This window comes from Leisingera sp. M527 (assembly GCF_025141525.1).
Taxonomy (GTDB): domain Bacteria; phylum Pseudomonadota; class Alphaproteobacteria; order Rhodobacterales; family Rhodobacteraceae; genus Leisingera.
In genome coordinates, this window is record NZ_CP081037.1 from 560,232 (window position 1) to 585,215 (window position 24,984).

24 protein-coding genes, 1 other RNA gene, 1 pseudogene and 1 riboswitch are annotated in these 24,984 nt (G+C 62.7%); of the genes and pseudogenes, 16 read left to right on the forward strand and 10 right to left on the reverse strand.

Annotated features, from left to right (window positions below; translation table 11 throughout):
- Positions 1–3: 3 nt before the first annotated feature.
- The 3 genes from K3555_RS02865 to K3555_RS02875 all read right to left on the reverse strand — a co-directional run bounded on the left by K3555_RS02865 (position 4) and on the right by K3555_RS02875 (position 1,884).
- Positions 4–393: a hypothetical protein gene (locus K3555_RS02865; RefSeq protein ID WP_260007319.1), complete on the reverse strand. Its 390-nt coding sequence runs from the start codon at positions 391–393 to the stop codon at positions 4–6.
- Positions 394–538: 145 nt separating this feature from the next.
- Entirely contained in the window at positions 539–943 is a 405-nt protein-coding gene (locus tag K3555_RS02870; protein ID WP_259994789.1) for a hypothetical protein, read from the reverse strand.
- Between the two features lie 109 nt (positions 944–1,052).
- A riboswitch (cobalamin riboswitch) is annotated at positions 1,053–1,275 on the reverse strand.
- A gap of 18 nt (positions 1,276–1,293) precedes the next feature.
- The gene (locus tag K3555_RS02875) at positions 1,294–1,884 is read right to left on the reverse strand and encodes a TetR/AcrR family transcriptional regulator (RefSeq protein ID WP_260007320.1); all 591 of its coding nucleotides are present in this window, start codon (positions 1,882–1,884) and stop codon (positions 1,294–1,296) included.
- A gap of 84 nt (positions 1,885–1,968) precedes the next feature.
- Between K3555_RS02875 and K3555_RS02880 the strand changes: the two genes are divergently transcribed.
- Positions 1,969–2,847 carry a serine aminopeptidase domain-containing protein gene (locus K3555_RS02880; RefSeq protein WP_260007322.1) on the forward strand — a complete coding sequence of 293 codons (879 nt, stop codon included), beginning with the start codon at positions 1,969–1,971 and terminating at the stop codon, positions 2,845–2,847.
- A 25-nt stretch (positions 2,848–2,872) separates the two neighbouring features.
- Here the strand turns inward: K3555_RS02880 and K3555_RS02885 are convergent, their stop codons facing one another.
- Together K3555_RS02885 and nudC are read right to left on the reverse strand one after the other, a co-directional pair.
- On the reverse strand, positions 2,873–3,340 hold the full coding sequence (locus K3555_RS02885; protein WP_260007323.1) for an SRPBCC family protein: 468 nt from the start codon (positions 3,338–3,340) through the stop codon (positions 2,873–2,875).
- Between the two features lie 57 nt (positions 3,341–3,397).
- Entirely contained in the window at positions 3,398–4,384 is a 987-nt protein-coding gene (gene nudC, locus K3555_RS02890) for an NAD(+) diphosphatase (RefSeq protein ID WP_260007324.1), read from the reverse strand.
- Positions 4,385–4,720: 336 nt separating this feature from the next.
- Here nudC and K3555_RS02895 point away from each other — a divergent pair, with 336 nt between their 5' ends.
- The gene (locus K3555_RS02895) at positions 4,721–6,580 is read left to right on the forward strand and encodes a 5'-nucleotidase C-terminal domain-containing protein (RefSeq protein WP_260007325.1); all 1,860 of its coding nucleotides are present in this window, start codon (positions 4,721–4,723) and stop codon (positions 6,578–6,580) included.
- A gap of 63 nt (positions 6,581–6,643) precedes the next feature.
- An RNA gene (gene ffs / locus K3555_RS02900) (signal recognition particle sRNA small type) lies at positions 6,644–6,742 on the forward strand.
- A 193-nt stretch (positions 6,743–6,935) separates the two neighbouring features.
- On the opposite strand, the gene K3555_RS02905 is transcribed toward ffs, so the two are convergent.
- On the reverse strand, positions 6,936–7,769 hold the full coding sequence (locus K3555_RS02905; RefSeq protein WP_129369747.1) for a prephenate dehydratase: 834 nt from the start codon (positions 7,767–7,769) through the stop codon (positions 6,936–6,938).
- A 119-nt stretch (positions 7,770–7,888) separates the two neighbouring features.
- Here K3555_RS02905 and K3555_RS02910 point away from each other — a divergent pair, with 119 nt between their 5' ends.
- Positions 7,889–8,395 carry a cytochrome c family protein gene (locus tag K3555_RS02910; protein WP_259994783.1) on the forward strand — a complete coding sequence of 169 codons (507 nt, stop codon included), beginning with the start codon at positions 7,889–7,891 and terminating at the stop codon, positions 8,393–8,395.
- An 86-nt stretch (positions 8,396–8,481) separates the two neighbouring features.
- On the opposite strand, the gene K3555_RS02915 is transcribed toward K3555_RS02910, so the two are convergent.
- Positions 8,482–8,718, reverse strand: a complete 237-nt coding sequence (locus tag K3555_RS02915; protein WP_260007326.1) for a DUF333 domain-containing protein — start codon at positions 8,716–8,718, stop codon at positions 8,482–8,484.
- Positions 8,719–8,935: 217 nt separating this feature from the next.
- Between K3555_RS02915 and K3555_RS02920 the strand changes: the two genes are divergently transcribed.
- The 4 genes from K3555_RS02920 to K3555_RS02935 all read left to right on the forward strand — a co-directional run bounded on the left by K3555_RS02920 (position 8,936) and on the right by K3555_RS02935 (position 14,787).
- Positions 8,936–10,861: an extracellular solute-binding protein gene (locus tag K3555_RS02920; protein WP_260007327.1), complete on the forward strand. Its 1,926-nt coding sequence runs from the start codon at positions 8,936–8,938 to the stop codon at positions 10,859–10,861.
- A 9-nt stretch (positions 10,862–10,870) separates the two neighbouring features.
- Positions 10,871–11,956, forward strand: a complete 1,086-nt coding sequence (locus tag K3555_RS02925) for a microcin C ABC transporter permease YejB (RefSeq protein ID WP_129369751.1) — start codon at positions 10,871–10,873, stop codon at positions 11,954–11,956.
- Positions 11,957–11,959: 3 nt separating this feature from the next.
- Complete coding sequence (locus K3555_RS02930) at positions 11,960–13,066, forward strand: ABC transporter permease (protein ID WP_260007328.1); 1,107 nt, start codon at positions 11,960–11,962, stop codon at positions 13,064–13,066.
- 125 nt (positions 13,067–13,191) lie between these two features.
- Complete coding sequence (locus K3555_RS02935) at positions 13,192–14,787, forward strand: ABC transporter ATP-binding protein (protein ID WP_260007329.1); 1,596 nt, start codon at positions 13,192–13,194, stop codon at positions 14,785–14,787.
- 325 nt (positions 14,788–15,112) lie between these two features.
- On the opposite strand, the gene hemN is transcribed toward K3555_RS02935, so the two are convergent.
- Positions 15,113–16,468: an oxygen-independent coproporphyrinogen III oxidase gene (hemN, locus tag K3555_RS02940; RefSeq protein ID WP_260007330.1), complete on the reverse strand. Its 1,356-nt coding sequence runs from the start codon at positions 16,466–16,468 to the stop codon at positions 15,113–15,115.
- Positions 16,469–16,529: 61 nt separating this feature from the next.
- Between hemN and fnrL the strand changes: the two genes are divergently transcribed.
- Entirely contained in the window at positions 16,530–17,270 is a 741-nt protein-coding gene (gene fnrL, locus K3555_RS02945; RefSeq protein ID WP_259989929.1) for a transcriptional regulator FnrL, read from the forward strand.
- Positions 17,271–17,398: 128 nt separating this feature from the next.
- Here fnrL and K3555_RS02950 read toward each other — a convergent pair whose 3' ends face one another.
- Positions 17,399–17,803: a hypothetical protein gene (locus tag K3555_RS02950; protein ID WP_260007331.1), complete on the reverse strand. Its 405-nt coding sequence runs from the start codon at positions 17,801–17,803 to the stop codon at positions 17,399–17,401.
- Positions 17,804–18,173: 370 nt separating this feature from the next.
- Between K3555_RS02950 and K3555_RS02955 the strand changes: the two genes are divergently transcribed.
- Positions 18,174–18,431, forward strand: coding sequence for a GlsB/YeaQ/YmgE family stress response membrane protein (locus tag K3555_RS02955; protein ID WP_259989933.1), 258 nt, complete (start codon positions 18,174–18,176; stop codon positions 18,429–18,431).
- 81 nt (positions 18,432–18,512) lie between these two features.
- Here K3555_RS02955 and K3555_RS02960 read toward each other — a convergent pair whose 3' ends face one another.
- Positions 18,513–19,352, reverse strand: a complete 840-nt coding sequence (locus tag K3555_RS02960; RefSeq protein WP_260007333.1) for a universal stress protein — start codon at positions 19,350–19,352, stop codon at positions 18,513–18,515.
- A 204-nt stretch (positions 19,353–19,556) separates the two neighbouring features.
- Here K3555_RS02960 and ccoN point away from each other — a divergent pair, with 204 nt between their 5' ends.
- From ccoN to K3555_RS02990, 6 genes and pseudogenes are all read left to right on the forward strand, one after another.
- Positions 19,557–21,167 (forward strand): cytochrome-c oxidase, cbb3-type subunit I, encoded by a 1,611-nt coding sequence (ccoN, locus tag K3555_RS02965; protein ID WP_259989937.1) that lies wholly within the window; start codon positions 19,557–19,559, stop codon positions 21,165–21,167.
- Between the two features lie 14 nt (positions 21,168–21,181).
- On the forward strand, positions 21,182–21,910 hold the full coding sequence (ccoO, locus tag K3555_RS02970) for a cytochrome-c oxidase, cbb3-type subunit II (RefSeq protein WP_129369760.1): 729 nt from the start codon (positions 21,182–21,184) through the stop codon (positions 21,908–21,910).
- A gap of 10 nt (positions 21,911–21,920) precedes the next feature.
- Positions 21,921–22,133: a cbb3-type cytochrome c oxidase subunit 3 gene (locus K3555_RS02975; protein ID WP_259989940.1), complete on the forward strand. Its 213-nt coding sequence runs from the start codon at positions 21,921–21,923 to the stop codon at positions 22,131–22,133.
- Positions 22,130–22,999, forward strand: coding sequence for a cytochrome-c oxidase, cbb3-type subunit III (gene ccoP / locus K3555_RS02980; protein WP_260007335.1), 870 nt, complete (start codon positions 22,130–22,132; stop codon positions 22,997–22,999). Before K3555_RS02975 ends, ccoP begins: the two co-directional genes overlap by 4 nt.
- A gap of 214 nt (positions 23,000–23,213) precedes the next feature.
- A pseudogene (locus K3555_RS02985) lies at positions 23,214–24,642 on the forward strand (IS1182 family transposase).
- Between the two features lie 121 nt (positions 24,643–24,763).
- Positions 24,764–24,946 carry a hypothetical protein gene (locus K3555_RS02990; RefSeq protein WP_260007336.1) on the forward strand — a complete coding sequence of 61 codons (183 nt, stop codon included), beginning with the start codon at positions 24,764–24,766 and terminating at the stop codon, positions 24,944–24,946.
- Positions 24,947–24,984: the final 38 nt, after the last annotated feature.

Below are 24,984 nucleotides of genomic sequence, written 5' to 3' on the forward strand. Positions count from 1 at the left end.
GGGCTAGTCGAAGCTCAGATCAAAACCTCTACCGATGATAAAAGGCGCCCGGAAGTTTTCGCCATGAAAATAGTAAAGCCCCTGCTCCGCATCTTTCACAATGGCATAGCAGCCCCATTCCGGTGTGTTCCATAATCCGGACCAGCTGGAGCAGTACTGGCCGTCTTCGATTTTATAACGTGCTTCCGAAGGGGCGGCGTCGCCTTGCTTGATCCAGAGCGTCAGTCCGGACTCCGAGAAATACTGGCGGGTATGGGTCTCGAAATGCAGCCCTTCAATCGTCTTCCCGGTCAGCAGGTCTATGATCTCCTCGGTGGACAGCGGCTGTTCGGCGGCGGCAAATGTTGCGCAGGCACTCATGACAGCACAGGCCGGCAGAAAGGTCTTAAACATTGGCAATCCCCTTGCATAAAGTCTGAATACCGGGAATTGCCTAGAGCCGATCAGGCAGACGGGCCAGCCTGATGCCGAACACATTTCTGTCAGCCGGATATCTTTCGAGCCGCAGGGAACCGCACCAGCCCGTTCGGGTTGCGGATCACAGTGCCATCATCCGCTCTGCTTCCCGCGCGTTCACCGTTTTCGGCAGCGCCTCCATCAGCGCGCAGGGGCGGGCGTCCAGTTTCGAGGCCGCAAAACCGGTGCCGTCGCGGCTGAGGATGGCATCGGCAAAGCGGTCCAGCCCCTCGCGCGGCGCCTCTTCACCGACACCGCAATACAGCCGGATCCGGTCGTGGCCGGCGGCAAACTGCGCCGGGCAGCTGCGCGGGCAGCCGTCCAGTGCGGTGGTGCCGGTGATCTCGAAATCGTCTTGCGTCAGCGGTTTTGCCTTGGTCATCGCCTCGGCCAGTTTGGTGATCATCCGCTGTGCCGCGGGGCAGGGGCGCCCCAAATACTTGCAATCTGTTGCCGCATAGAAATGCGTCTGGTCGGTCCACATCATATCTGCGCCCTCCGCGCGTGGCACGGGGGTCATGGGGACAAGAGACCGGATGAAAGACGGATCACAGCCGCCGCAGCCATCAGACCCTGTCCGGACACCCCGCCCGGGTTCGAGTTACACGTCTGATGGCAGGTCTCCTGACTTGCGGGTCGATGCTTTCCCGATCCTTCCCGGCCTCGTTTCGAGGGCCAGTGGCTCTATCGGGGTCGCTCGCCGCTTACAGTTGCGGGGGCAGTCTCGGACTGGGCCAGCTTGCGCAGGCCGCACCGTGTTCCCTTTTCATCCCGGACACAAGATTCTGTGGCACGGGAACCATCAGCACAAGCGGTAGCGGTTGGGTGCCCGAGTCGTCAATTGTTTTTCTGCATCTGCAAATACAGCCCCCGGATCACATCCGAGTCGCGCCGCACCCGGGCCAGCTGCCAGCCGCCCTGCAGCAGGATGTAGAAATTCTCCGCCGCCGCGCGGGCCTCAGGTTCGGGCAGGCCCAGGCGGCGGGCGTGGCGGGTGGTTTCAGTAATCCAGCCCTCGAACAGATGCGCGGCGTGCTGGTGGAACGCCTCGTTCTCCGGCCCTTCGAACAGGGTAGCCGAAACCGGGCAGCCGCTCCATTTTCCTTGTTTGTCAAACAGCTTGGCCAGTTTGTAACAGACCGTCTTGGCCCCCTCCCGAAAGGTGGGCGCCGGGGTGAAAGATGCCTCTATCAGCAGCAGCATCTGCCCTGACGCCCAATCCGCTGCGGCCAGGGCCAGGTCGGATTTGCCACTGGGGAAATGGTGGTAAAGCGAGCCCTTGGGTGCCCCCGCCTCAGCCAGCAGTTCCGCCAGCCCGGTGCCGCTGTAGCCCTTGTTGCGGAACAGGCCGGCAGCGGCGCGGATCAGCCGCTCGCGGGTTGGGGGCAGGCTGGTCCCGCCTGCCTTGGCTGTCGTTACGTCATTCATGGCGGCAACTTGACAGCATTGGACCGATTGGTCCAGAGATGAATTAGACCAATCGGTCTAGATCAATCGGCTCAGGAGGCTGCCATGCTGGACAAAAGCGCAGAACATACCGCGGTTATCCGCGAGGAGGCCCTGCGGTTTGCATCTGGCACCCACATGCTGGCCGGGCGGCTGTACCACCCTGCGGGGCCGGCGCGGGCAGCAGTGGTGCTGAATGGCGCAACCGGGGTGCCGCAGCGCTATTACCGGCATTTCGCGCGCTGGCTGGCAGCAGAGCAGCAAGTGGCCTGCCTGACCTATGACTACCGGGATTTCGGAGACTCGGCGCGGGGCCATCCGCGCCATTCCGACGTGACAATGGTTCAATGGGCGCTGGAGGATCAGCCAGCTGCCAGGGCCGAACTGCAACGGCACTATGCGGGCGTGCCGTTGTGGGTGATCGGCCATTCTCTGGGGGCAATGCTGATGCCCCTGCAGGATGGCCTGAAGGACGTCGCCCGCATGATCGTGGTTGCGGGCGGCTTGGTGCATCACCACGATCATCCCTGGCCCTACCGCGCGCTGGCGCTGGCTTTCTGGTTCGGCCATGTGCCGCCATTGGTCCGTGCCTTGGGCTATCTGCCCGGGCGCGCGGTGGGGTTCGGGGCCGATTTGCCTGCCGGAGTGTACTGGCAGTGGCGGCGCTGGTGCACCACGCCCGGCAGCTACCTGCCGGAAACCGGCTTGGCCTTGCCGCGGCCCAAATGGGCAGGCACCGGCGTGCCGGTGGATTTGTATGCGATGGCGGATGACGACGTTGTGCCGCCCGCGGCCGTTTGGCGGCTGGGGGACGTCTTTGGCGATGTGCCGCAGCGGCGGACTGTGCTGGTGCCGCAGGAGACGGGCGTGCAGAAGATTGGCCACCTGGGCGCCTTTGCCCGCGCCAATGCGGCCCTGTGGCCGCGGCTGCTGCCGCCGCAATAGCACGGCGCCCCGCCAAACCTTGGGATCAGGCGGTGCGGTTCAGCCGTTCCTCGGTGATCCGGGCATAGTCGGCCAGCCGCAGCTTGAACCGGCGGCTGAGGTTGCTGCGGGCCAGTTTCAGAGATTGCACCAGCAGCCGGCCGGTCAGGGTGGTCGGCGCCAGTTTCAATTGCACCGACATCCGGGTCCGCCGCGGCGACAGCGCCAGCAGCTCAATCTCCAGCTGGCCGTCCAGGCCGCTGCCGCTGCCCGTCAGCGCCAGCCCGGTGACCGGGGTATAAGACGCCAGCGTCAGCCGGATGTCGCGCTGCTTGCCGCGAAACCGAAAGCCGATATCCCAGGCCAGGCCGTTTTCCGGTTGGGCGGTGTCGCCGGTCCGCTGCACGTCGATGCCGCGCCGCAGGGCCGAGCGCTCCAGCAGTCCGAAATCGGAGACCGCGCCAAAGACGTCGGCAATCGGGGCTTCGATATCTTCTTTGCTTTGAAATTCCATGCGCGCCTGCTTTGGTTGCGCTGCCGTGCCGGCGCGCCGTTTTCGGCAATATGCTATTTAGTCCAGGGTGTCCGCAAGCCAGTTCTTGAGCAGAAAATGCGCAATTGCCCCCTGACGTGACGGCTTTAGAACCGGGTGTTCGCCGGCAAAGACCGTCATCATGTCCTGGCGGCTGACCCACAGCGCGTCTTCGATCTCAGCCGGGTCGATGGTGATCTCCGTGCTCAGCGCCTCGCCCGCGCAGCCGAACATCAGCGACATCGGAAAGGCCCAGGGCTGGCTCGACAGGTAGCTGACCGGCCCGACCTGCACGCCGGTTTCTTCAAATGTTTCGCGGCGCACGGCTGCTTCCAGCGTCTCACCCGGTTCGACAAAACCTGCCAGCAGCGAATACATCCCCTCGGGCCAGCCGGGGGACCGGCCCATCAGCACAGCATCGCCATGGGTGATCAGCATGATCACCACCGGGTCGGTGCGCGGGAAATGCGGTGCCTTGCAGCTGGGGCAGATCCGCTGCCAGCCTGCCTGCGCCAAATCGCTGGGCGCGCCGCAAGCTGCGCAAAACCGGTGGCTGCGGTGCCAGGCCAGAAGCGCCTTGGCAGTGGCGGCCAGTTCTGCCTCCAACGGTGTGAGGCGGGTCATCACCCGGCGCAGCTCGGCAAAGACTTGGGACGCGGGCAGATCAGGGTGCTGCTGCTCGCTGGCATCGGCAAAACTGCTGAGCGCCTCCTGATCCAGGGTTTCGGGCTGCCAGCCGCTGATATCACAGGCAAAACATGGCGCGCCGCCGGGTGCCAGGCCAAGAAACAATGCGGCATCCTTGCAGCCAGCGGCCAGCGGATGCGCCGGATCGGTCCAGCCCAGCCCGCAGGGCAGATCCGCATCTGTTTCGCGCCGGGTCAGCGGCTTGCCGCGCCACATCAGCAGCACCTGGGCCTCCGGGCTGTTCCAGGCCGCTTCCAGCGCTGCGGTATCCGTACGCAGATGGGCCGCCCGCTCCAGCCCGCCGCCGCCGCCGAATGTCACTTGTTCTGCGTGTTTCATTGCGGCTCTCCTTTGGCTGGCTGCGGTTTCTTTTGGGTGCCATGGATGAAATAGCGCCATCCATGGCAGTGTGCCGCAGGCGTTGCCAGCAATCGGCAGCGATCTGCGCTTGCCTGTCACTGCACCGCCACACCTGGCGGGCGGGAATTGCGGCTTTTCACTGCTGGGCAGGGCGCGCCGGCCCCTTTGAAGCCTCGGCAGCAGGAAAAAATCAAATGCAGCAAAAAGGGTTCTTTGCAAATCGTTAAAACGCTGATTCAAATAGCCGCAAAACAAGAACGGCACCAAATGGTGCGGGAAGGAGCAGCAGCAGGCAGTGTCAGCGGAATATCGGACATGACAAGCGGGGCGCGCGCCTCGCAATCCCGGACCACCACCGGGCTGCTGCACGTGCTGGCCACTACGGACCTGCACTGCAATCTGCTGAGCCATGATTATTATGCCGACCGCCCGGACGGGGCTATCGGCCTGTCCCGCGCTGCCACCTTGATCAACCGCGCGCGGGCTGAGGCTGACCGCCTGGGCGCGGCCTGCCTTCTGGTCGATAACGGCGACGGCTTCCAGGGGTCGCCGCTGGGGGACATCGTGCCGGGCGCCAAAGGCCCCCATCCTTTGGCACGCGCATTCCGGTTTTTGAAATATGATGCCGTTGGTCTTGGCAATCATGACTTTGATTTCGGCCTGGAGGCGCTGGCAGGCGTCCTGAAAGACGTGCCATGTCCGGTGCTGTGCTCAAGCCTGACGGCGCGGCAGCCTGATCTTCGGCTGCCGTTTGTACCCTGGGCGGTGCTGGAGCGGGCGGTGCCTGGCTGCCCCGGTTTGCCACCGGTCCGGATCGGGCTGTTTTCAGTGCTGCCGCCGCAGACCCTGATCTGGTGCGGCAAGGCGTTGCAGCAGCAACTCGCCGCGGGCGGCATCGTTGAAACCGCCGCGGCCCAGGCCCGGCAGCTAAAGGCCCAGGGCTGCGATCTGGTGCTGGCGCTGGCGCATACGGGAATTGACAGTAACGCCGGGGCGGGCCGCGGCGAAAATGAACTGGAGCAGCTTGCCGCACTGACGGAAATTGATGCCGTTGTGGGCGGCCACACGCATCTGACGCTGCCGGATGCCGCGTATCCCTTTGCCAAACCGGTCGTGATGCCCGGAGCGCATGGCTCGCATCTGGGTATTCTGAAGCTGAAACTGGAGCATCACAGCGGGGCCTGGCGGCCTGCCGGCGGCTCGGCCAGCCTGCAGCCGGCGGGCCGCCACCGGGATGCCGGGGCAGCCCAGCCGCTAGTGCCGGAGGACCCTGGTTTTACGGAGGCGCTGGCAGAAGACCACGCGCGCACTTTGCAACGTATGCGCCAGCCCGCGGGCTACAGCTCGGTTGCGATGCATTCCTATTTTACTTTCTTCGCGCCGGATCGCGGCCTGGCACTGGTGGGCAGCGCCCAGGCTGCTGCGGTGCGGCCGTTGCTTGAGAGTGCCGGCGGAAGAAGCCTGCCGCTGCTGTCGGCTGTTGCACCGTGCAAATTCGGCGGCCGCTCCGGGCCGCATTTTTATACCGACATTGCGGCCGGGGATCTCTGTGCCCGCAACATCGCTGATCTGCAGGTCTTCCCCAATGAGTTGCGGGTGGTCGAGGTCACCGGTGCTCAGCTGCTGGACTGGCTGGAAATGTCGGCAGGGCTGTTCAGCCGGATCACGCCGGGCAGCTCAGGGCAGCTGCTGGCCGACCCGCAGCGGGCAGGGCATAACTTCGATGTGATTTTCGGGCTGAGTTATCAGATAGACCCAGTCCAGCCGCCACGGTTCTCGGCAGCGGGCGTGCGGATCAATCCCAGCGCCCGGCGGATCCGGAACCTGTGCTGGAACGGTCGGCCGGTGGAGCCTGCCCAGCATTTTGCGGTTGCGGCCAACAGCTACCGGGTCAGCGGCGGCGGCAGCTTCAGCATGCTGCGCGAGGCCAAAGAACTGCCATTGCCGCCGATGCGGATCCGCCAGGCAATCCGCGACTACATCGCCGGGCGGCTGCCCGCCGATCCGCTGGCAGAGGCACCTTATCCCTGGCAACTGGCGCCGGTGCCCGGCACCCGCGCGGTTGCCGTTACCGGGCCGGGCGCCATCGGGTATCTGGAGGAACTGCCTGCCGGGCTGGCTGAACCGCGAGGGCACAGCAGCGGCGGCTTTCTGGAATTGCAGCTGCAGCTTTAAAACGCAGAAGGCAGGGCGGGCGGGGCACTTGCCATTCCCGGCGGCGGCGCTTATATCGGGATTCGAGAGGTTGGCGCGGGCAGGCGCCTCGCCAACCTGGTCAGATCCGGAAGGAAGCAGCCACAACGAGCCCCGCTTGGGTCGATGTCCAGCCTCTCACTTTATCCCGCACAGAAGAATTGCAAGGTGGTTCTCCCGCCCGCCCCGGCGCAATCAAAGATTGCCCCGCAGCCGTTGGGCCGGGCGCCGCGCTGACGCGCGGCGGGGTGCCGCTTCTTTCTGGTTTGAAATACCCCGGGGTGAATTGGCCGTAAGGCCAAGAGGGGCAGCGCCCCGCCCCGTCCCGTTTCGTGCCTCAGAATCTGCCGTTGTTCGCGGGATAGACGCCGAGGATTTCCACATTGGTGGTGAAATAGCTCAGCTCATCCATTGCCAGCTGCACATTGGGATCTTCCGGGTGGCCTTCGATGTCCGCATAAAACTGCGTCGCGGTGAAGGATCCATCGACCATATAGCTTTCCAGCTTGGTCATGTTGATGCCGTTGGTGGCAAATCCGCCCATCGCCTTATAAAGCGCCGCCGGAATGTTGCGGACCTGGAACACAAAGCTGGTGATCATGCTGTGGGCGCCGCGGCGGCGGAAATCCGGCTCCGGCGACATGATCAGGAAACGGGTGGTGTTGTCGCCGTTGTCCTCGATATGGCGGGCCAGCACCTCCAGCCCGTAGATCTCGCCCGCCAATTCGCTGGCCAGCGCCGCCACATGCTTGTCTCCGGCTTCCGCCACATCGCGGGCGGCACGGGCGTTGTCAGGGCTGATCCGGCCGGTGATGCCGTGCTCGCGCAGAAATGTCCCGCATTGCGGCAGCAGCACCAGATGCGATTTCGCCTCGCGGATGTCTTCCAGCCGGGCGCCCGGCACCCCCAGCACATTGATATGCACCCGCACAAAGGCCTCGTCGATAATGTGCAGCCCGCTGTGCGGCAGCAGCCGGTGAATATCGGCCACCCGGCCATAGGTGGAGTTCTCCACCGGCAGCATTGCCTGTTCGGCTTCGCCGCTTTTGACCGCTGCAATCACGTCTTCAAAGGTGCGGCAAGGCAGCACCTCCAGATCACGCCGGGCATTGCGGCAGGCCTCGTGGCTGTAGGAGCCGAGCTCCCCCTGAATGGCGATTTTGCGGCTCATGGGTGTGTTCCCCGTGCAAAACTTCAAGAATTGGGCGTTTCGTCGCGCTGTCTATACCTTGCCACTTTGAAGGGGAAGCCTTAGACAGCCACGCAGACAGCTAAATGGACCCGCGATTCATGTTTGACACAATGACCCTTACCAAAGCGACCGCAGGCGTCTGCGGCGCGTTCCTGGTTCTCCTGCTGGGCAAATGGGCCGCCAGCGGCCTGTATCACATGGACAGCCATGGTGAGGCCGCCTATGTGATCGAAGTCGCCTCGGCCGATGCCGCAGCCAGCGATGAGCCGGAAGTCAGCTTTGAAGAGCTGATGGCCTCTGCCGACGTTGCCAAAGGCGCCAAAGTTTTCAAGAAATGCTCTGCCTGCCACAAGCTGGAAGATGGCGCCAACTCGACCGGCCCGTATCTGTACGGCGTTGTCGGCCGCGACATCGCAGCGGCCCCGGGCTTTGGCTACTCGGGCGCCCTGACCGGCCTGGACGGCGACTGGACCGCCGAGGCGCTGGACGCCTTCCTGACCAAGCCGTCGGCCTATGCCGCGGGCACCACCATGTCGTTCTCCGGCCTGAAAAAGCAAAATGACCGGGTGAACCTCATCGCTTATCTGGACAGCCTCGACGGCTGATCCGGACTTCTGTCCAAGCTATCCAATTGAAAAAGCCGCTGCAGATTTGCAGCGGCTTTTTTGATGCGGGTATGAACCGGACCGCCTTAGGCCGGGTTGTTTTCCCGGTAATAGGCCAGCGCATCGCGCTCCTGGCCGTCTGGCAGGATGCAGACGCCGATAGTGCCCGCTTTGCCGCTGCGCAGCACATAACTGCCGCCGGTCTGCACGCAATACGCCTCTTCCGGGCTGCTGTAGACCACTTCCTCTTCCTGCTGGGCACAGGCGCTGAGCGCGGCAGCCCCGGCAACCGCAAGGGCGGCAAGTTTCATTGACTTCGGCATCGGCAAACTCCCTCGTTATATAACGCAATCGTGATGCGAGGCTGGCAGGCAATTTTATTGCGTGCAAGCGCCGCCTGGAAAAAGCGTGCCTTTCGGCTGCTTTGTGCCAAGAGAGCCGGGGATATCACTTAATCTCAACTTGAATGTTACCGCCCCCGGCCATTAGCTTGGCAGCAGAAATCCGGGCCGAAGTTCCGGGCAAAGGAGGTCATGGCAGATGAACACCGCTCGAGCCGCGGCGCGCGTGCGCGCAAAAGAAAGGGCGACTCCGCTGCAGGCTGCGGCGGCACTGGCTCCGCTACTGATACTGGGGCTTTTCCTGGCATTGGCTGCGGCGACGCTGGTCAGGGCGGAAGAGACTGTCATCAAGGCGCATGGTTTTGCCGAATTCGGCGAGTTGAAATACCCGCAAGGCTTTGCCCGTTTCGACTACGTGAACCCTGAGGCCCCCAAGGGCGGTGAATTGTCGATCTCTGCCGTCGGCACCTTTGACAGCATGAACCCCTATACCCGCAATGGCCGTGCCGGGGCATTGTCCTCGAACCAGTTCGAAAGCCTGCTGGTGGAATCCTATGATGAACCGGGTTCCTACTACGGGCTGATCGCCGAAAGCCTGGAATATCCTGAAAGCCAGGACTGGGTGATCTTCAACCTGCGCCCCGAAGCGAAGTTTTCCGACGGTTCCCCGGTCACTGCCGATGACGTGGTGTTTTCCCACAATATCCTGCTGGACCAAGGGTTGAAATCTTATGCCGAGGCGGTGCGCAAACGCATCCCCAAGGCGGAAGCACTGGACCAGCACCGGATTAAATTCCATTTCTCCCCGGATTTTCCCCGCCGGGCGATGATCACCCAGGTCGGCGGCACGCCGGTGTTCTCCAAAGCCTGGTTTGAGGCCGATCCTGAAAACCGCCGCCTGGATGAGCCGCGGCTGGATCCGGGTATCGGCTCCGGCCCGTATGTGCTGGAAAGCGCCGAGGTGAACCAGCGCATCACCTACCGCCGCAACCCGGATTATTGGGGCGCAGGTCTGAACGTGAACGTCGGCCGAGACAACTATGACCGCATCCGGATCGAGTATTTCGGCGACGCGATCGCTGCGATGGAGGGCTTCAAGGCCGGCGTCTATACCCTGCGCCCCGAGAACAACTCGAAAAGCTGGGCAACATCTTATGACTTTGCCGCGGTGGACAAGGGCCAGGTGATCAAGGGCGAAATCCCCGACGGCAACGTGCCATCCGCCAATGGCTTTGTGATGAACCTGCTGCGGCCCAAGTTCCAGGACATACGCGTCCGCGAGGCGCTGCAACTGGCGTTCAACTTTGAATGGACCAATGAAAGCCTGCAATACGGGCTGTTCCGCCACCGCTCTTCCTTCTGGCAGGATTCGCCGCTGCAGGCGGAAGGTCTGCCTGAGGGCCGTGAGAAAGAAGTTCTGGAGGCGCTTGGCGACCAGATCGACCCTGCGCTGCTGACGTCGGAACCGGTGATGGCGCACACATCCAAGGCGTCGCGTCCCGGCGACCGCAAGAACCTGCGCCGCGCCATGAAGCTGCTGGATGAGGCCGGCTGGGCCGTCGGCGATGACGGGTTGCGCCGCAATGCAGACGGCGACGTGCTCAAGCTGGAGTTTCTGGCCGACAGCCCGACCATTGAACGCATCGTGCAGCCCTATGCCACCAACCTGCGCACCATGGGGGTCGATGCGGTGGTGAACCGGGTCGATTACGCGCAATACACCAGCCGCCGCCGGGAAAAGGAGTTCGACATGATCTCCTCAGCCTACCGGATGTCGCTGGAGCCTTCGACCGGCCTTTACCAGCAATTCGGATCCGAGGCGCATGAATATTCGGTGTTCAACCCGGCAGGGCTGGCGGACCCGGCGGTGGATGCGCTGATCGGCAATATCGTCAACGCCAAGACGCAAGATGACCTGCGCGCCAATGCCCGCGCGCTGGACCGGGTGCTGCGGGCCAAGCGGTTCATGGTGCCGGCCTGGTATTTGGATGTCAGCTGGATCGCCTATTGGGACATGTACCGCCAGCCGGACAACTTGCCGCCCTATGACACCGGCATGCTGGACCTGTGGTGGATTGATGCGTCCCGCGAGGCCGAACTCAAAGCCGCCGGCGCGCTGCGGTAAGACAGAGACATGGCAGCCTATATCTTCAGACGCCTGCTTTTGGTGATCCCGACGCTGTTCGGCATCCTGCTGGTGAACTTTGCCCTGGTGCAGTTTGTACCCGGCGGCCCGGTCGAGCAGATCATTGCCCAGCTGGAAGGCGGCGGCGACGTGTTCGAAGGCTTTGCCGGCGGTGGTGGCGACACCGGCACCGAGGCGATCAGCGCCAATGAAAACTACGCCGGCCGCCAGGGCCTGCCGCCCGAGCTGATCGAGGAACTGCAGCAGCAGTTCGGCCTTGATAAGCCGCCGCTGGAGCGCTTCCTGACGATGCTTGGCAACTACGCCCGGTTCGATTTCGGTGAAAGCTACTTCCGCAAGATCGACGTGACCGACCTGGTGCTGGAGAAAATGCCGGTCTCGATCTCGCTTGGTCTGTGGTCCACGCTGATCGCCTATATGATCTCAATCCCGATGGGCATCCGCAAGGCGCTGCGCGACGGCTCGCGCTTTGACACCTGGACCAGCGGTTTCATCATCGCGGCCTATGCGATCCCCTCGTTCCTGTTTGCCATCATGCTGCTGGTACTGTTCGCCGGCGGCTCCTACTGGCAGATCTTCCCGCTCCGGGGCCTCACCTCGGACAACTGGGATCAGCTGAGCCTGATCGGTAAGATCGGCGATTATGCCTGGCACATCGCACTGCCGGTGCTGGCCTCAACCATCGGCGCCTTTGCCACGCTGACGCTTCTGACCAAGAATTCCTTCCTTGACGAGATCAAGAAGCAATACGTGATGACCGCCCGCGCCAAAGGCCTCAGCGAGAATCGGGTGCTTTATGGCCATGTGTTCCGCAACGCGATGCTGATCGTGATTGCCGGCTTTCCGTCGGTTTTCATCGGGGTGTTCTTCTCCGGCTCGCTGATCATCGAGACGATCTTCTCGCTCGACGGCCTTGGCCGGCTGGGGTTTGAGGCGGCGGTGGCGCGCGACTATCCGGTGATCTTCGGCACCCTGTTCATCTTCGGCCTGATGAGCCTGGTTGTCGGCATCGTTTCGGACCTGATGTATGTGCTGGTCGACCCGCGCATCGACTTTGACAAGCGGGAGGGCTGACCGATGGCGCTTTCCCCCCTGAACCAGCGCCGCTGGAGCAATTTCCGCAAGAACAAGCGCGCCTTCTGGTCGCTGATCCTGTTCACCGTGCTGTTCACATGTTCGCTTTTTGCCGAGTTCATCGCCAACGACAAACCCATTCTGGCGAGCTACCGGGGCGAGCTTTATACGCCGGTGTTCAAGTTCTATCCGGAGACCAAATTCGGCGGTGATTTCCAGACCGAGGCGATCTATAGCGACCCCGAGGTGGAATGCCTGATCCGCTCCGGCGGGGTTGAGGATTGCTTTGACGAACCCGAACAGATCCTGGAAGACATCGCCGCAGGCACCTATGCAGCGGAAGGATTTCACCAAGGCTGGACCCTCTGGCCACCGATCCCCTACAGCTTCAACACCACTGTTGACCGTCCCGGCGCGGCGCCGCTGCCGCCCAACGGGCAGAATCTTTTGGGCACTGATGACACCAAACGCGACGTGCTGGCACGGGTGATCCACGGCTTCCGCTTGTCGATCCTGTTCACCCTGATCGTGACCGGCGCTGCCACCGTGCTGGGCATCCTGGCCGGTGCAGTGCAGGGCTTTTTCGGCGGCTGGCTGGACCTTGTGTTCCAGCGCATCATTGAAATTTGGAGCTCCACCCCGACGCTCTATGTGATCATCATCATGTTTGCGATCCTGGGGCGCGGTTTCTGGCTCTTGGTGTTCCTGATGATCCTGTTCGGCTGGACTGCGCTGGTTGGCGTGGTACGGGCCGAATTCCTGCGCGCCCGCAATCTTGAGTACGTCCGTGCCGCCAAGGCGCTGGGGGTTGGCAATATGACCATCATGTTCCGCCACATGCTGCCCAATGCAATGGTGGCAACGCTGACCATGCTGCCCTTTATCGTGACCGGCACCATCTCGGCGCTGGCGGGGCTGGATTTCCTCGGCTTCGGCCTGCCGTCTTCGGCACCAAGCTTGGGGGAGCTGACCTTGCAGGCCAAGCAAAACCTGGAGGCCCCCTGGCTGGCCTTCACCGCCTTTTTCACCTTTGCGATCATGCTGTCGCTCCTGGTCTTCATCTTTGAAGGCGTGCGCGATGCCTTCGACCCCAGAAAGACGTTTTCATGAGTGTGCGGAACATTAGGGGCGTGGCTGCCTGGGCGGGCGCAAATGCGCCTGCCGGGGGGCAGGCAGGCGCGGTCCGGGCCGCAAGCGACCCGGGCGGGAATTGTGTTGACGGAGACGCAGAATAAATGGGCAATTCAGATTCTTCCCCCCTCCTGAACGTCCAGAACCTCCGCGTCTCCTTCCGACAGGACGGCAAGGTGACCGAAGCCGTGCGCGGCGTCTCTTTCTCGGTGGGCCGCGGCGAGACCGTGGCGCTGGTGGGCGAGAGCGGCTCCGGTAAATCGGTCTCGGCTCTCTCCACGGTCTCGCTGCTGGGCGACAGCGCCATGGTGAGCGGTTCGGTTACCTACAACGGCGCTGAAATGGTCGGCGCCAGCGAAAAACACCTGATGGACGTGCGTGGCAATGACATCAGCTTCATCTTTCAGGAGCCGATGACCTCGCTCAACCCGCTGCACACCATCGAACGCCAGCTGGAGGAATCCATCGCCCTGCACCAGGGGCTGACGGGCCGTGCGGCGCGGGACCGCATTCTGGAGCTGATGAACAAGGTCGGCATCCGCGACGCGGAAAACCGACTCAGCGCTTATCCGCATCAGCTGTCCGGCGGCCAGCGGCAGCGGGTAATGATTGCCATGGCGCTGGCCAACAAGCCCGACATTCTGATCGCAGACGAACCCACAACGGCGCTGGACGTGACAATCCAGGCGCAGATCCTGGACCTTCTGGCGGATCTGAAGAAAAGCGAAGGCATGGGGCTGTTGTTCATCACCCATGACCTGGGCATCGTGCGCCGCATCGCCGACCGGGTCTGCGTGATGAAGGACGGTGAAATAGTCGAGGAAGGCCCGGCGACAGAGATCTTTGCCAATCCGCAGCACCCCTACACCCGGAAACTGCTGGCGGCGGAACCCTCCGGCACCCCGCCGCCGGTGCCGGAGGGCGCCCAAGAACTGGTGGCTGCACAGGACCTCAAGGTTTGGTTCCCGATTCAGCGCGGCCTCTTGAAACGCACTGTCGGCCATGTGAAGGCGGTGAACCCGATGTCTGTCTCCATCCGGGCCGGGGAAACCCTGGGCATTGTCGGCGAGAGCGGATCGGGCAAAACCACCCTGGCACTTGCCATTATGCGGCTGATCGCGTCTGAGGGCGCGGTCACCTTCCAGGGCCAGGACCTGCGCAAATGGTCCACACGGGATCTGCGGCGCTTGCGCAAAGACATGCAGATCGTGTTCCAGGATCCCTTCGGCTCGCTCAGCCCGCGAATGACCTGCGCTCAGATCATCTCCGAGGGGCTGGCGATCCACAAGGTCGACCAGCACCGCAAACCCCGCGATCTGGTGGCCGAAGTGATGCAAGAGGTCGGCCTGGACCCGGCGGCGATGGACCGCTACCCGCATGAATTTTCCGGCGGCCAGCGCCAGCGGATTGCCATCGCCCGCGCCATGGTGCTGCGCCCCAAACTGGTGGTGCTGGATGAGCCGACCTCGGCCTTGGATATGACAGTGCAGGTGCAGATTGTGGAACTGCTGCGCGACCTGCAGGCGCGCTACGGGCTGGCCTATCTGTTCATCAGCCATGATTTGAACGTGGTGCGGGCGATGTCCCATAACGTGGTGGTGATGAACCAGGGCGACGTGGTGGAGACCGGTGCGGCCGAGGAGCTGTTCACTAACCCGCAGGCAGACTACACCCGCAGGCTGCTGGCGGCGGCGGGTTAACCCGCCCCTGGTTGACATTGTGGCAGGCTTTGCAGCATTTATGCGCGCGCTGCCGACGCAACGCCCACAAGTTGCGGCAGCCCTTTTGACCAAATGTTTCGCGCGCGAAACATTGTGGCAGCGGTGCTGACCTACCTGCGCGCGCCCCCCCCCAGAACAGGCGGAAACCTCCCGCGCCCGCAGGCCCGCCCGGCTGATGCCGGGCAGGCCTTGGCGGCCTTGGGCCAGGCTCAGCGCCGCTGGCGCTGAGCCTGGCCCAACGGAAGCGCTGTGCCAATAGGCGCAGCGGCGACGGGCGGGAGAGGCTGATAATCCGGGAGAGATTTCAAACCGCTGTACTGTGGGCAGCCGTGCTGAGATCATAGGCGTCAAAACTGCGGGCGATCATCCGGGTCAGCGGACGGGCCTCCTCGCGGATGGCAAGGCCTTGGGCGGACACCGACAGCATGCCGGGGAAGGCGGCGCCGGCCTCGGCGAACATCTTTTCCAATCTTGCGGCAGGCACGGCAAATCGCGACAGGATCTCTTCCCGGCTGATCCTGAAGTCGCACATCAGCGCCTCGATCAGCCGCGCCCGCAAGAGGTCCTCGCCGCTGAACCCATGGCCGCGGGCAGTGGCGAATTGCCCGTCGCGGATGGCACGGATATAGGCCGATGTGCCCGGCGCATTCTGCGCATAGCCCTGTGGAAACCGTGAGATCGCCGAGGCGCCGATCCCGATCAGCACCTCCGCCGGGTCATTTGTATAGCCTTGGAAACTACGCCGCAGCCGCCCGGTCCGCTGCGCCACCGCCAGCCCGTCACCGGGCCGTGCAAAGTGATCGATACCGACCTCCCGGTAGCCGTCCCACAGGAACAGCCGTCGGGCGGTCTCAAACAGCTGCAGCCGGGCTTCGGGCGTTGGCAGAGTATCCGAGCGGATCATGCTTTGCCGTCCGGCCATCCAGGGCACATGGGCATAGCCGTAAACCGCCACCCGGCCGGGGGTCAGCGAAACGAGCTTTTGCACGCTTTCGGTCATTCCTGCCGGTGTCTGATGCGGCAGCCCGTACAGGATATCGGCGTTCAGGCCGGCAATCCCATGGCTGTGCAGCTGTTCGATGGCCGTCCGGGTCGACTCGAAGCTTTGGATGCGGCCAATCGCTTGCTGAATGGTGCTGTCGAAATCCTGAACTCCGACCGTGGCATGGGTCATGCCAGCCCCGGCCAGCGCCTCCAGCCGCCGGCCCCCGATCTCATTCGGGTCGATTTCAACCGAGAACTCTGCCCGGGGCGCCAGGGGAATGGCCTCTGCGATGGTGCTGGCCAGATCGCGGATCAGCTCAACGTTCAGGATCGTCGGAGTGCCGCCGCCCCAATGCAGGCGCGACAGCGTCACGCCCTCCGGCAGCTGCTGCCGCAGCAGTGCAATCTCGGCCTTTAATACTTGAACATAGGCCTCCACCGGCGCGTCCGATCGGGTGCCCTGGGTGCGGCAGGCACAGAACCAGCACAGCCTGCGGCAGAACGGCACATGCACGTACATGGAAATACTGCTGCCGGGGGAAATCTTTGAAACCCAATTGGAAAACCGGGCGGGATCCACTGCATTTCCGAAATGCGGCGCCGTCGGGTAACTTGTATAGCGCGGCACTTTGGCGTCGAATAATCCGAGTTCGGCCAATTGAGGTTTCTGATCCATTCCTTTAGTTTTAGGCACGCCCGACAGGCAAACCTTGACCCAGATCAACCGGGATCCCCTGATGCACGCTCCAGTATTGTCACAATCCAGATGCGGCGACTGCCCGATCCGCCACCGCGCCGTCTGCGCGCGCTGCAACGCGGATGAGCTGGAGGAGCTGGATGCGGTCAAATACTACCGCACCTATGAGGCCGGCCAGCCGATCATCTGGTCCGGCGATGTGATGACCTTTGTCGGCTCGGTTGTGTCGGGTATTGCCTCGCTGACCCAGACGATGGAGGACGGGCGCACCCAGATGGTGGGGCTGCTGCTGCCCAGCGATTTTGTCGGCCGGCCCGGACGTGAAGGGGCGGCCTATGATGTGGTGGCGACCACCGACGTCGTGATGTGCTGCTTCCGCAAGAAACCGTTTGAAGAGCTGATGGAGCGCACCCCGCATATCGCCCACCGGCTGCTGGAGATGACACTGGATGAGCTGGACGCCGCCCGCGAATGGATGCTGGTGCTGGGCCGCAAAACCGCGCGCGAAAAGATCGCCAGCCTCTTGTCGATCATTGCCCGCCGCGATGCCTCGCTGACACCGCGCGGCGCCACCAGCCGCATGGTGTTCGACCTGCCGCTGACCCGCGAGGCAATGGCGGATTACCTGGGCCTGACACTGGAAACCGTGAGCCGGCAGATTTCGGCTTTGAAGAGGGACGGCGTTATTGAGCTGGAAGGCAAGCGTCACGTCACAGTGCCCGACATGCGCCGCCTGATGGAAGAGGCCGGCGACGACAGCGACGGCGGCTTCCTGGGCTAAGGCCGCATTTCCCTGCAATCCTCTGGATGTTCTCAACCAGCCAGCCCGCCACCCGCGCCGCAGTGCTGCGCGGACCTGAGACGCGCAGGCTCCACGGCCGCAGGTCCCGTGGCAGGCTGACCCGGATGTCAAAGGGCGCCCGCTGGCCAGCAGCGGTGCCAGCAAAGCCTGATGGCCGATGAATATCCCGGCGCCATTGATGGCCGCCTCAACTGCTGGCGCCTACAGCGTATATTGCGACCCTTGCAGGTGCAGGACCTGATCCGGGCAGGCGGATCGCAGACCGGAAAGATCACGTCCTGTTCGACCACAGCGCCCTGTTCACCGCCGTGGAACAGGCACAGGTCATTGGGCGTGCGCTCAATGTTCGGCGGTTCTTTGGTTGCGGTGATCGAAACCTCGGTGTCCGGCATCGCGGCGCGCAGGCGCGGGGACTGCCGGAATTGCGCAATCGCGGGCAGGGCGGCGATGTGCACGGTGCCAAGGTGTTTGTCGATGCCGCCCGCCAATGCGGCATGAACGCGGGCGGGCATTGGGACCCTTGAATTGGTGCGCCGCAGGGTGGAGCCAAAGCACGACCGCGCTTAGCGGAGCTGATGGCCGGTGGCTTGCGGGCAGAGGGCCCGGCGGCGCTGGCGGGGAAAACTGCAGAGTTCCGCGGGGCTTTTCAAGGGATGCACTACGTCCGCCAGGGCTAAGACCGGAAGAACAGGGGGGCTCCCGCGCCTGCGCGTGCCCGGCTGTGCCACGCCCAACGGGAGGAGGCCCTTCAGCAAGAAGGGCGGACGACGGGCGGGAGCTGCGCCGCTTTGCAGCACTTGCCGTCAGGTCCCTTGCTGCCTGCAGGTGACCCGGTGCCGCGGCTGTGGTCTATTGGGGCAATCACAACAAACGGAGGCGGAAATGCAGTTTGGAAGCTTGATCGGGATGCTGATCATCGGGGCGCTGGCCGGCTGGCTGTCAGGCAAGATCATGCAAGGGCGCGGCTTTGGCATCCTTGGCAATATCATCGTCGGCGTGGTTGGCGCCTTTCTGGCCGGAACGATCTTTCCGGCACTGGGGTTTGCCGCGGGCGGCGGTTTCATCTGGTCGCTGATCCATGCCACCATCGGGGCGGTGATCCTGCTGTTCCTGATCGGCCTCATACGCAAGGCCGGGTAGGGCGCAGGCGACAATTGACGAAAAAGGCGCCCCCGCAGGGCGCCCTTTATTATACGGCAAGATTGCTGACTGACAGGGCCGTCAATGCGCCATCAGCACCGGTACTTTGGCCTGTTCCAGCATGTTGCGGGTGGCACCGCCAAGGATCGCTTCGCGGAAGCGCGAATGGCCGTAGGCGCCCATCACAATCAGATCAGCGGCAGTGTCCGCCGCATGGCGGTTCAGCACATCGGATACCCGGGTCAGGGTCTTGCTGAGCACATCGATCTCGCAGGCGACCCCGTGCCGCGACAGCATCTGCGCCAGCAATCCGCCGGGGTCGGAGCGTTCCGGCCCGTGCTGCGGCGGGTCGATCACTGCGATACGCACCAGATCGGCGCCAATCAGGAATGGCATTGCCCGGCGGATCGCGGTCATCGCCTCGATGCTTTCGTTCCAGGCCACCAGAACGGTTTTGGGCTGGCGCATCGGTGCGGCATCGTCGGGCACCACCAGCACCGGGGCGCGGCCTTCGAACAGGGCGGCTTCGACGATCGGTTCGGCTTCGGCACGCTTGCCCGGGCCATAGGGTTTGCTTAGCACAACCAGGTCGGAAAAACGCGCCTGACGCGCCACATGGCGGCCAAGGTCCGCGATTTGGGCGACACCGCTGTCGGTTGCAAACGGCACGCCGGCCTGCTGCAGCGCGGTTTCGGCCTGGGCTTCGACCTGCTCGGCCTCTTCCTGGGCACGGGACAGGGTTTCCTGCAGCACCATCGCATTGGCGCCTGCGTAATAATAGCCGGTCTGGGTACGGTCGACCCCAAGGCAGAGCGCATTGGCATGTGCACCAAAGTCTTCGGCCAGGGCCGTAATCTGCGCCAAAGGCGCTGCTGCTGTTTCCGCAGCTGTGAGAATGGTTAGCAAGGACTTGTAGGACATTGGCACCTCTCGGCGGATGAAGCGGCGCAGCCCGGATGGCCGCGGTGCGGAGAATTTCGTTACACGGGCAGATGTGTCACATGTTGCACGGATTTGTCTTGATGCAGATCAAGGCATCAAAGATGCGCCTTTTGCATGAAGGGCGCGGTCTAATAACGTTCCCGTATCCGCAGGATTCGCGGGGGCATGGCAAAGGGACGCAAGATGTCTAACTATATCAAGCTGATAGCGCTTGGTCTGGTCACGCTGTTTGCGATGATCGGTTCCAATTACGCGCGGGATCTGGCTTACCAGGTGCATGCGATCATCGTGATGATCGTGGCTGGCGGCCTGTTCCTTTATACTTTGCGCCACACCAACGAGCCGAAACCGGCAGTTGTTGGTCTGGAGAATGAGTATTTCGACAGCGTCGTGCGCGCTGGCACAATCGCAACCGCCTTTTGGGGCGTGGTCGGATTTCTGGCCGGGACTTTCATTGCGTTCCAGCTGGCCTTTCCGGCGTTGAATTTCGAGTGGGCGCAAGGCCTGGCCAATTTTGGCCGCCTGCGTCCGCTGCATACTTCGGCAGTGATTTTCGCCTTTGGCGGCAACGCGCTGATCGCCACCTCGTTTTATGTGGTGCAGCGGACCTCTGCGGCGCGGCTGTGGGGCGGCAACCTGGCGTGGTTCGTGTTCTGGGGCTACCAGCTGTTCATCGTGCTGGCGGCGACCGGCTATTTGTTCGGCTCAACCCAGTCCAAGGAATATGCAGAACCCGAATGGCACGTCGACCTGTGGCTGACCGTGGTCTGGGTGGCCTATCTGGCGGTGTTCCTGGGCACCGTGATCAAACGCAAGGAGCCGCATATCTATGTGGCCAACTGGTTCTACCTGGCCTTCATCGTCACCGTCGCGATGCTGCATCTGGTCAACAACATGACCCTTCCGGTTTCGATCTGGGGTTCCAAATCGGTCATCGTCTGGCCGGGCGTGCAGGATGCGATGATCCAGTGGTGGTATGGCCACAACGCTGTGGGCTTCTTCCTGACTGCGGGCTTCCTGGGGATGATGTATTACTTCATCCCGAAACAGGCCGAGCGTCCGGTGTTCAGCTATAAACTGTCGATCATCCACTTCTGGGCGCTGATCTTCCTTTATATCTGGGCCGGTCCGCACCACCTGCATTACACCGCGCTGCCGGACTGGGCCTCGACCCTGGGCATGGTGATGTCGATCATCCTGTGGATGCCCTCGTGGGGCGGCATGATCAACGGTCTGATGACCTTGTCGGGCGCCTGGGACAAGCTGCGCACCGACCCGGTGATCCGGATGATGGTGATCTCGGTCGGCTTTTACGGCATGTCCACCTTTGAAGGTCCAATGATGTCGATCCGCGCCGTGAACTCGCTGTCGCATTACACTGACTGGACCATCGGTCACGTGCATTCCGGTGCTTTGGGCTGGAACGGCATGATCACCTTTGGTGCGCTGTACTATCTGGTGCCGGTGCTGTGGAAGCGGGAGCGTCTGTACTCGCTCAGCCTCGTCAGCTGGCATTTCTGGCTCGCCACCATCGGTATCGTGCTCTACGCCGCGTCGATGTGGGTGACCGGGATCATGGAAGGCCTGATGTGGCGCGAAGTGGACGCCAACGGCTTCCTGGTGAACTCCTTTGCCGACACCGTGGCAGCGAAGTTCCCGATGTATGTGGTGCGCGGTCTGGGCGGGGTCATGTTCCTCGCTGGTGCGCTTATCATGTGCTACAACCTGTGGATGACTGTCCGTAAGGCCCCGGCAAAAGAAGCCAGCCTGACGGTTCCGGTCCCGGCTGAATAAGGAGCCAGGCAGCTATGTCCATTCTCGACAAACATAAGATCCTCGAGACCAACGCGACCTTGTTGCTGATCTGCAGCTTCCTGGTTGTGACCATTGGCGGCCTGGTGCAGATCGCACCGCTGTTCTATCTGGAAAACACCATTGAGAAGGTGGAGGGCATGCGCCCTTACACCCCTCTCGAACTGGCGGGCCGGGACATCTACATCCGTGAGGGCTGCTATGTCTGCCACAGTCAGATGATCCGCCCGATGCGCGATGAGGTCGAACGCTACGGCCACTATTCGCTGGCGGCAGAGTCGATGTACGACCGCCCGTTCCAGTGGGGCTCCAAGCGGACCGGGCCGGATCTGGCCCGTGTCGGCGGCCGCTACTCGGATGAGTGGCATGTGGACCACCTGCGCAATCCGCAGGCCGTGGTGCCGGAATCGGTGATGCCGAAATACGGCTTTCTTGAGCGTAAGCGGGTCGACGGCAAATACATTGGCGACGTGATGGCGACCAATGCAATGCTGGGCACGCCTTACACCGACGGGATGATCGAGGCCGCCCAGGCCGATTTCCGCGCCCAGGCCGATCCCGACAGCGACTATGACGGGCTGCTGGAGCGTTACGGCGAGAAGGTCAATGTGCGCAACTTCGACGGCCAGCCGGGGGTGTCCGAGGCCGATGCGCTGATCGCCTATCTGCAGATGATGGGCACGCTGGTCGACTTCTCGACCTTCACCCCGGACGCGAGCCGTTAAGGAGGGACAGATGGAATTCTATACACTCCTCAGGCAATTTGCGGACAGCTGGATGCTGCTGTTCCTGTTCACCTTCTTCATCGGTGTGGTGGTCTGGGCGTTCCGCCCGGGCAGCACCAAGGTTTACCAGGACACCGCCGACATCCCGTTCCGGCATGATGATGCACCGGCGCCTGCTGCTGGTGCTGACGAACCCGCCGAGACCAAGGAGGCGAGGGCATGAGCAAGAAATCGCAAAAGTTCGAAGGCGATCCGAACACCACCGGCCATGAGTGGGACGGGATCGAGGAATTCGACAACCCGATGCCGCGCTGGTGGCTGTGGACCCTGTATGCCACCATCATCTGGGGCGTTCTTTACACCATCGCCTATCCGGCCTGGCCGCTGATCAACGGCGCCACCGCCGGGGTGCTGGGCTGGTCGACCCGCGCCGACGTGGCGGCTGAAATCACCGCGGTAGAAGAAGCCAACGCGCCGGTCAACGCCAAGCTGGAAGCAACCGATCTGACAGCCATTGCGGAAGATGCTGAGCTGAACGCTTACGCGGTGTCGGCAGGCTCTGCCGTGTTCAAGACCTGGTGCGCCCAGTGCCACGGGTCCGGAGCGGCAGGGGCCAAGGGTTACCCGAACCTGCTGGATGACGACTGGCTTTGGGGCGGTTCGGTGGAGGATGTCCACGCCACCATCACCCACGGCATCCGCAACGAGGACAGCGACGATGCGCGCTATTCCGAGATGCCTGCATTCGGCCGTGACGAGCTGCTTGAGAAAGAAGAGATTTCCCAGGTGGTCAACTATGTGATGTCGCTGTCGGGCGAGGCGCAGGATGCCTCCAAGGTTGAAGCCGGATCGGTTGTCTTTGCCGACAATTGTTCCTCCTGCCATGCCGAGGACGGCACCGGCGACCGCAGCCAGGGCGCGCCGAATCTGGCCGATGCGATCTGGCTTTACGGCGGCGATTACGCGACTCTGAGCGAGACTGTGACCAATTCGCGCTATGGCGTGATGCCGGCCTGGAACACCCGCCTGACCGAGGCGCAGATCCGGGCGGTCTCGTCTTATGTCCACCAGCTGGGCGGCGGCGAATAAGCCGGATCCGGTTGATCAGAATGATGAGAGGGCTGCCTGCGGGCGGCCCTTTTTTAAACTTGTTGTGATGGGAGGCTCGGCAGTCAGCCCGAACCGGCCGCCGAGAGTCATTGCAGCGAAAGCCTGGAACGAGCTTATTCCGTTGAAAAACTAAGGTTGCCTTGCGGTCTGAGCGCTGATTCAATCTTCACATTGGTATCTGGGATTGATGGCGATGATGGGACCGAGGCAGGAAGCGCAAGGTGCGCTGTTCTATGAGTTCTCCATTGAGGGACATGTGCCGAGTGACCACATGCTGTGGGCGATTGACCAGTTTGTGGACCTGTCTGGTATCCGCCCGCACCTTGCTCCCTATTACAGTTCGACCGGCAGGCCGTCTGTGGATCCGGAACTGATCATCCGGATGCTTTTTGTGGGATACGCTATGGGCATCCGGTCCGGGCGGCGGCTTTGCGAAGAAGTTCACCTGAACCTTGCGTACCGCTGGTTCTGCCGCCTCGATCTCACTGACCCGGTGCCGGATCACTCGACCTTCTCGAAAAACCGGCCCTCTAGGCGATGCTTGCATCGCCTGCCGGGTGATACACGGCCGTTTCCGCGACAGCGTTCTCCTGCGGCATGTCTTCGGGACCGTGGTTGCGCGCTGCATTGAGGAAGGGCTGGCCAGCGGCCAGCGTTTTGCAGCTGATGCCAGCCTGATCCAGGCGGATGCCAATCGGCAGAACTCCTCGCCGCAGGACGATTGGGAACCGGCGACGCTTGACCCGACGGATGCGCCGCGCGCAGTCAGGGAGTATCTGGACACACTGGATGACGCCGCCTTTGGCGCGGCCAGCCCGGTGAAGCCGAAGTTCACATCGCATTCCGATCCGGCCTCGCAATGGACCGGCGCGCGGGGCGGGCTTGCCTATTTTGCCTATTCCGCGAACTACCTGACCGACACCGGCAATGCTGTGATCCTGGATGTCGAGGCCACCCGTTCGATCAGGCAGGCCGAGGTTGGCGCCGTACGGACGATGGTGGACCGGGTCACTGATACTCTTGGTCTTAAGCCCGAGCGGCTGATAGCCGATACGGCCTATGGAACCGGGCCCATGCTGAACTGGCTGGCTGAAGAGCGAGGGATTGCACCGCATATCCCGGTGGTAGATAAATCAGGCCGTAAGGACGGCACCTTCGAGCGAGCCGGCTTCACCTATGACCCCGCGAACGTCGCTTACATCTGCCTAGGCGGCAAGGAGCTCAGGCAATTTCGCCGGGCGTTCTCAAAACCGAGGGAAGCCAAGCCGGATCAGGATGGCATGCTGCGCTACCGGGCCCGTAAGTCCGATTGTGATGCCTGTGCCTTGAAACCAGGCTGCTGCCCGAAAGCTCCCCAGCGCAAAGTGACCCGGTCGATCTATGAACCCTCCCGCGATGTGGCTCGTGCAATCGCCCAGGCAACGCAATACGCGATCTCCTGCAAACTCCGGAAGAAGGTGGAAATGCTGTTTGCACACCTGAAGCGGATCCTTGGGATTGACCGGCTCCGATTACGCGGCCCATGCCGCGCGCGGGACGAGTTCCACCTCGCAGCTGCCGTCCAGAACCTCAGAAAGCTCGCAAAGCTGCTGCCCGTACCGCAAACGCCCCGTTCGGCATGAAGAGCGGAGAACGCGCCTTGCTGAAGAAGACTTCAGGGCGGTGGCAATGCGGAGTTTTTCAACGGAATAAGCCCGGAGCGGTCGTTATGATTATTCTCTGCACGAGCCCGCAACGGAAGAAATGCTGCATGCGCTCAAAATCTGGCGCTGTGACGCGGCGATGAAACTGGCCATTGGTGCAGCGCGCAGCGAGACTGGAACGGTCAATTCACAAGGAGCGGACGAAGCCGCTGGCGTGGCAATGGCGTTTGTGGCTGATGTAGGGGATGAACCGGAAGCGGTGAGCATTTTGCGATCTTGCTGACCTGTCTGACGATTGGGGCTTTCTCAGTCGACAGAGGA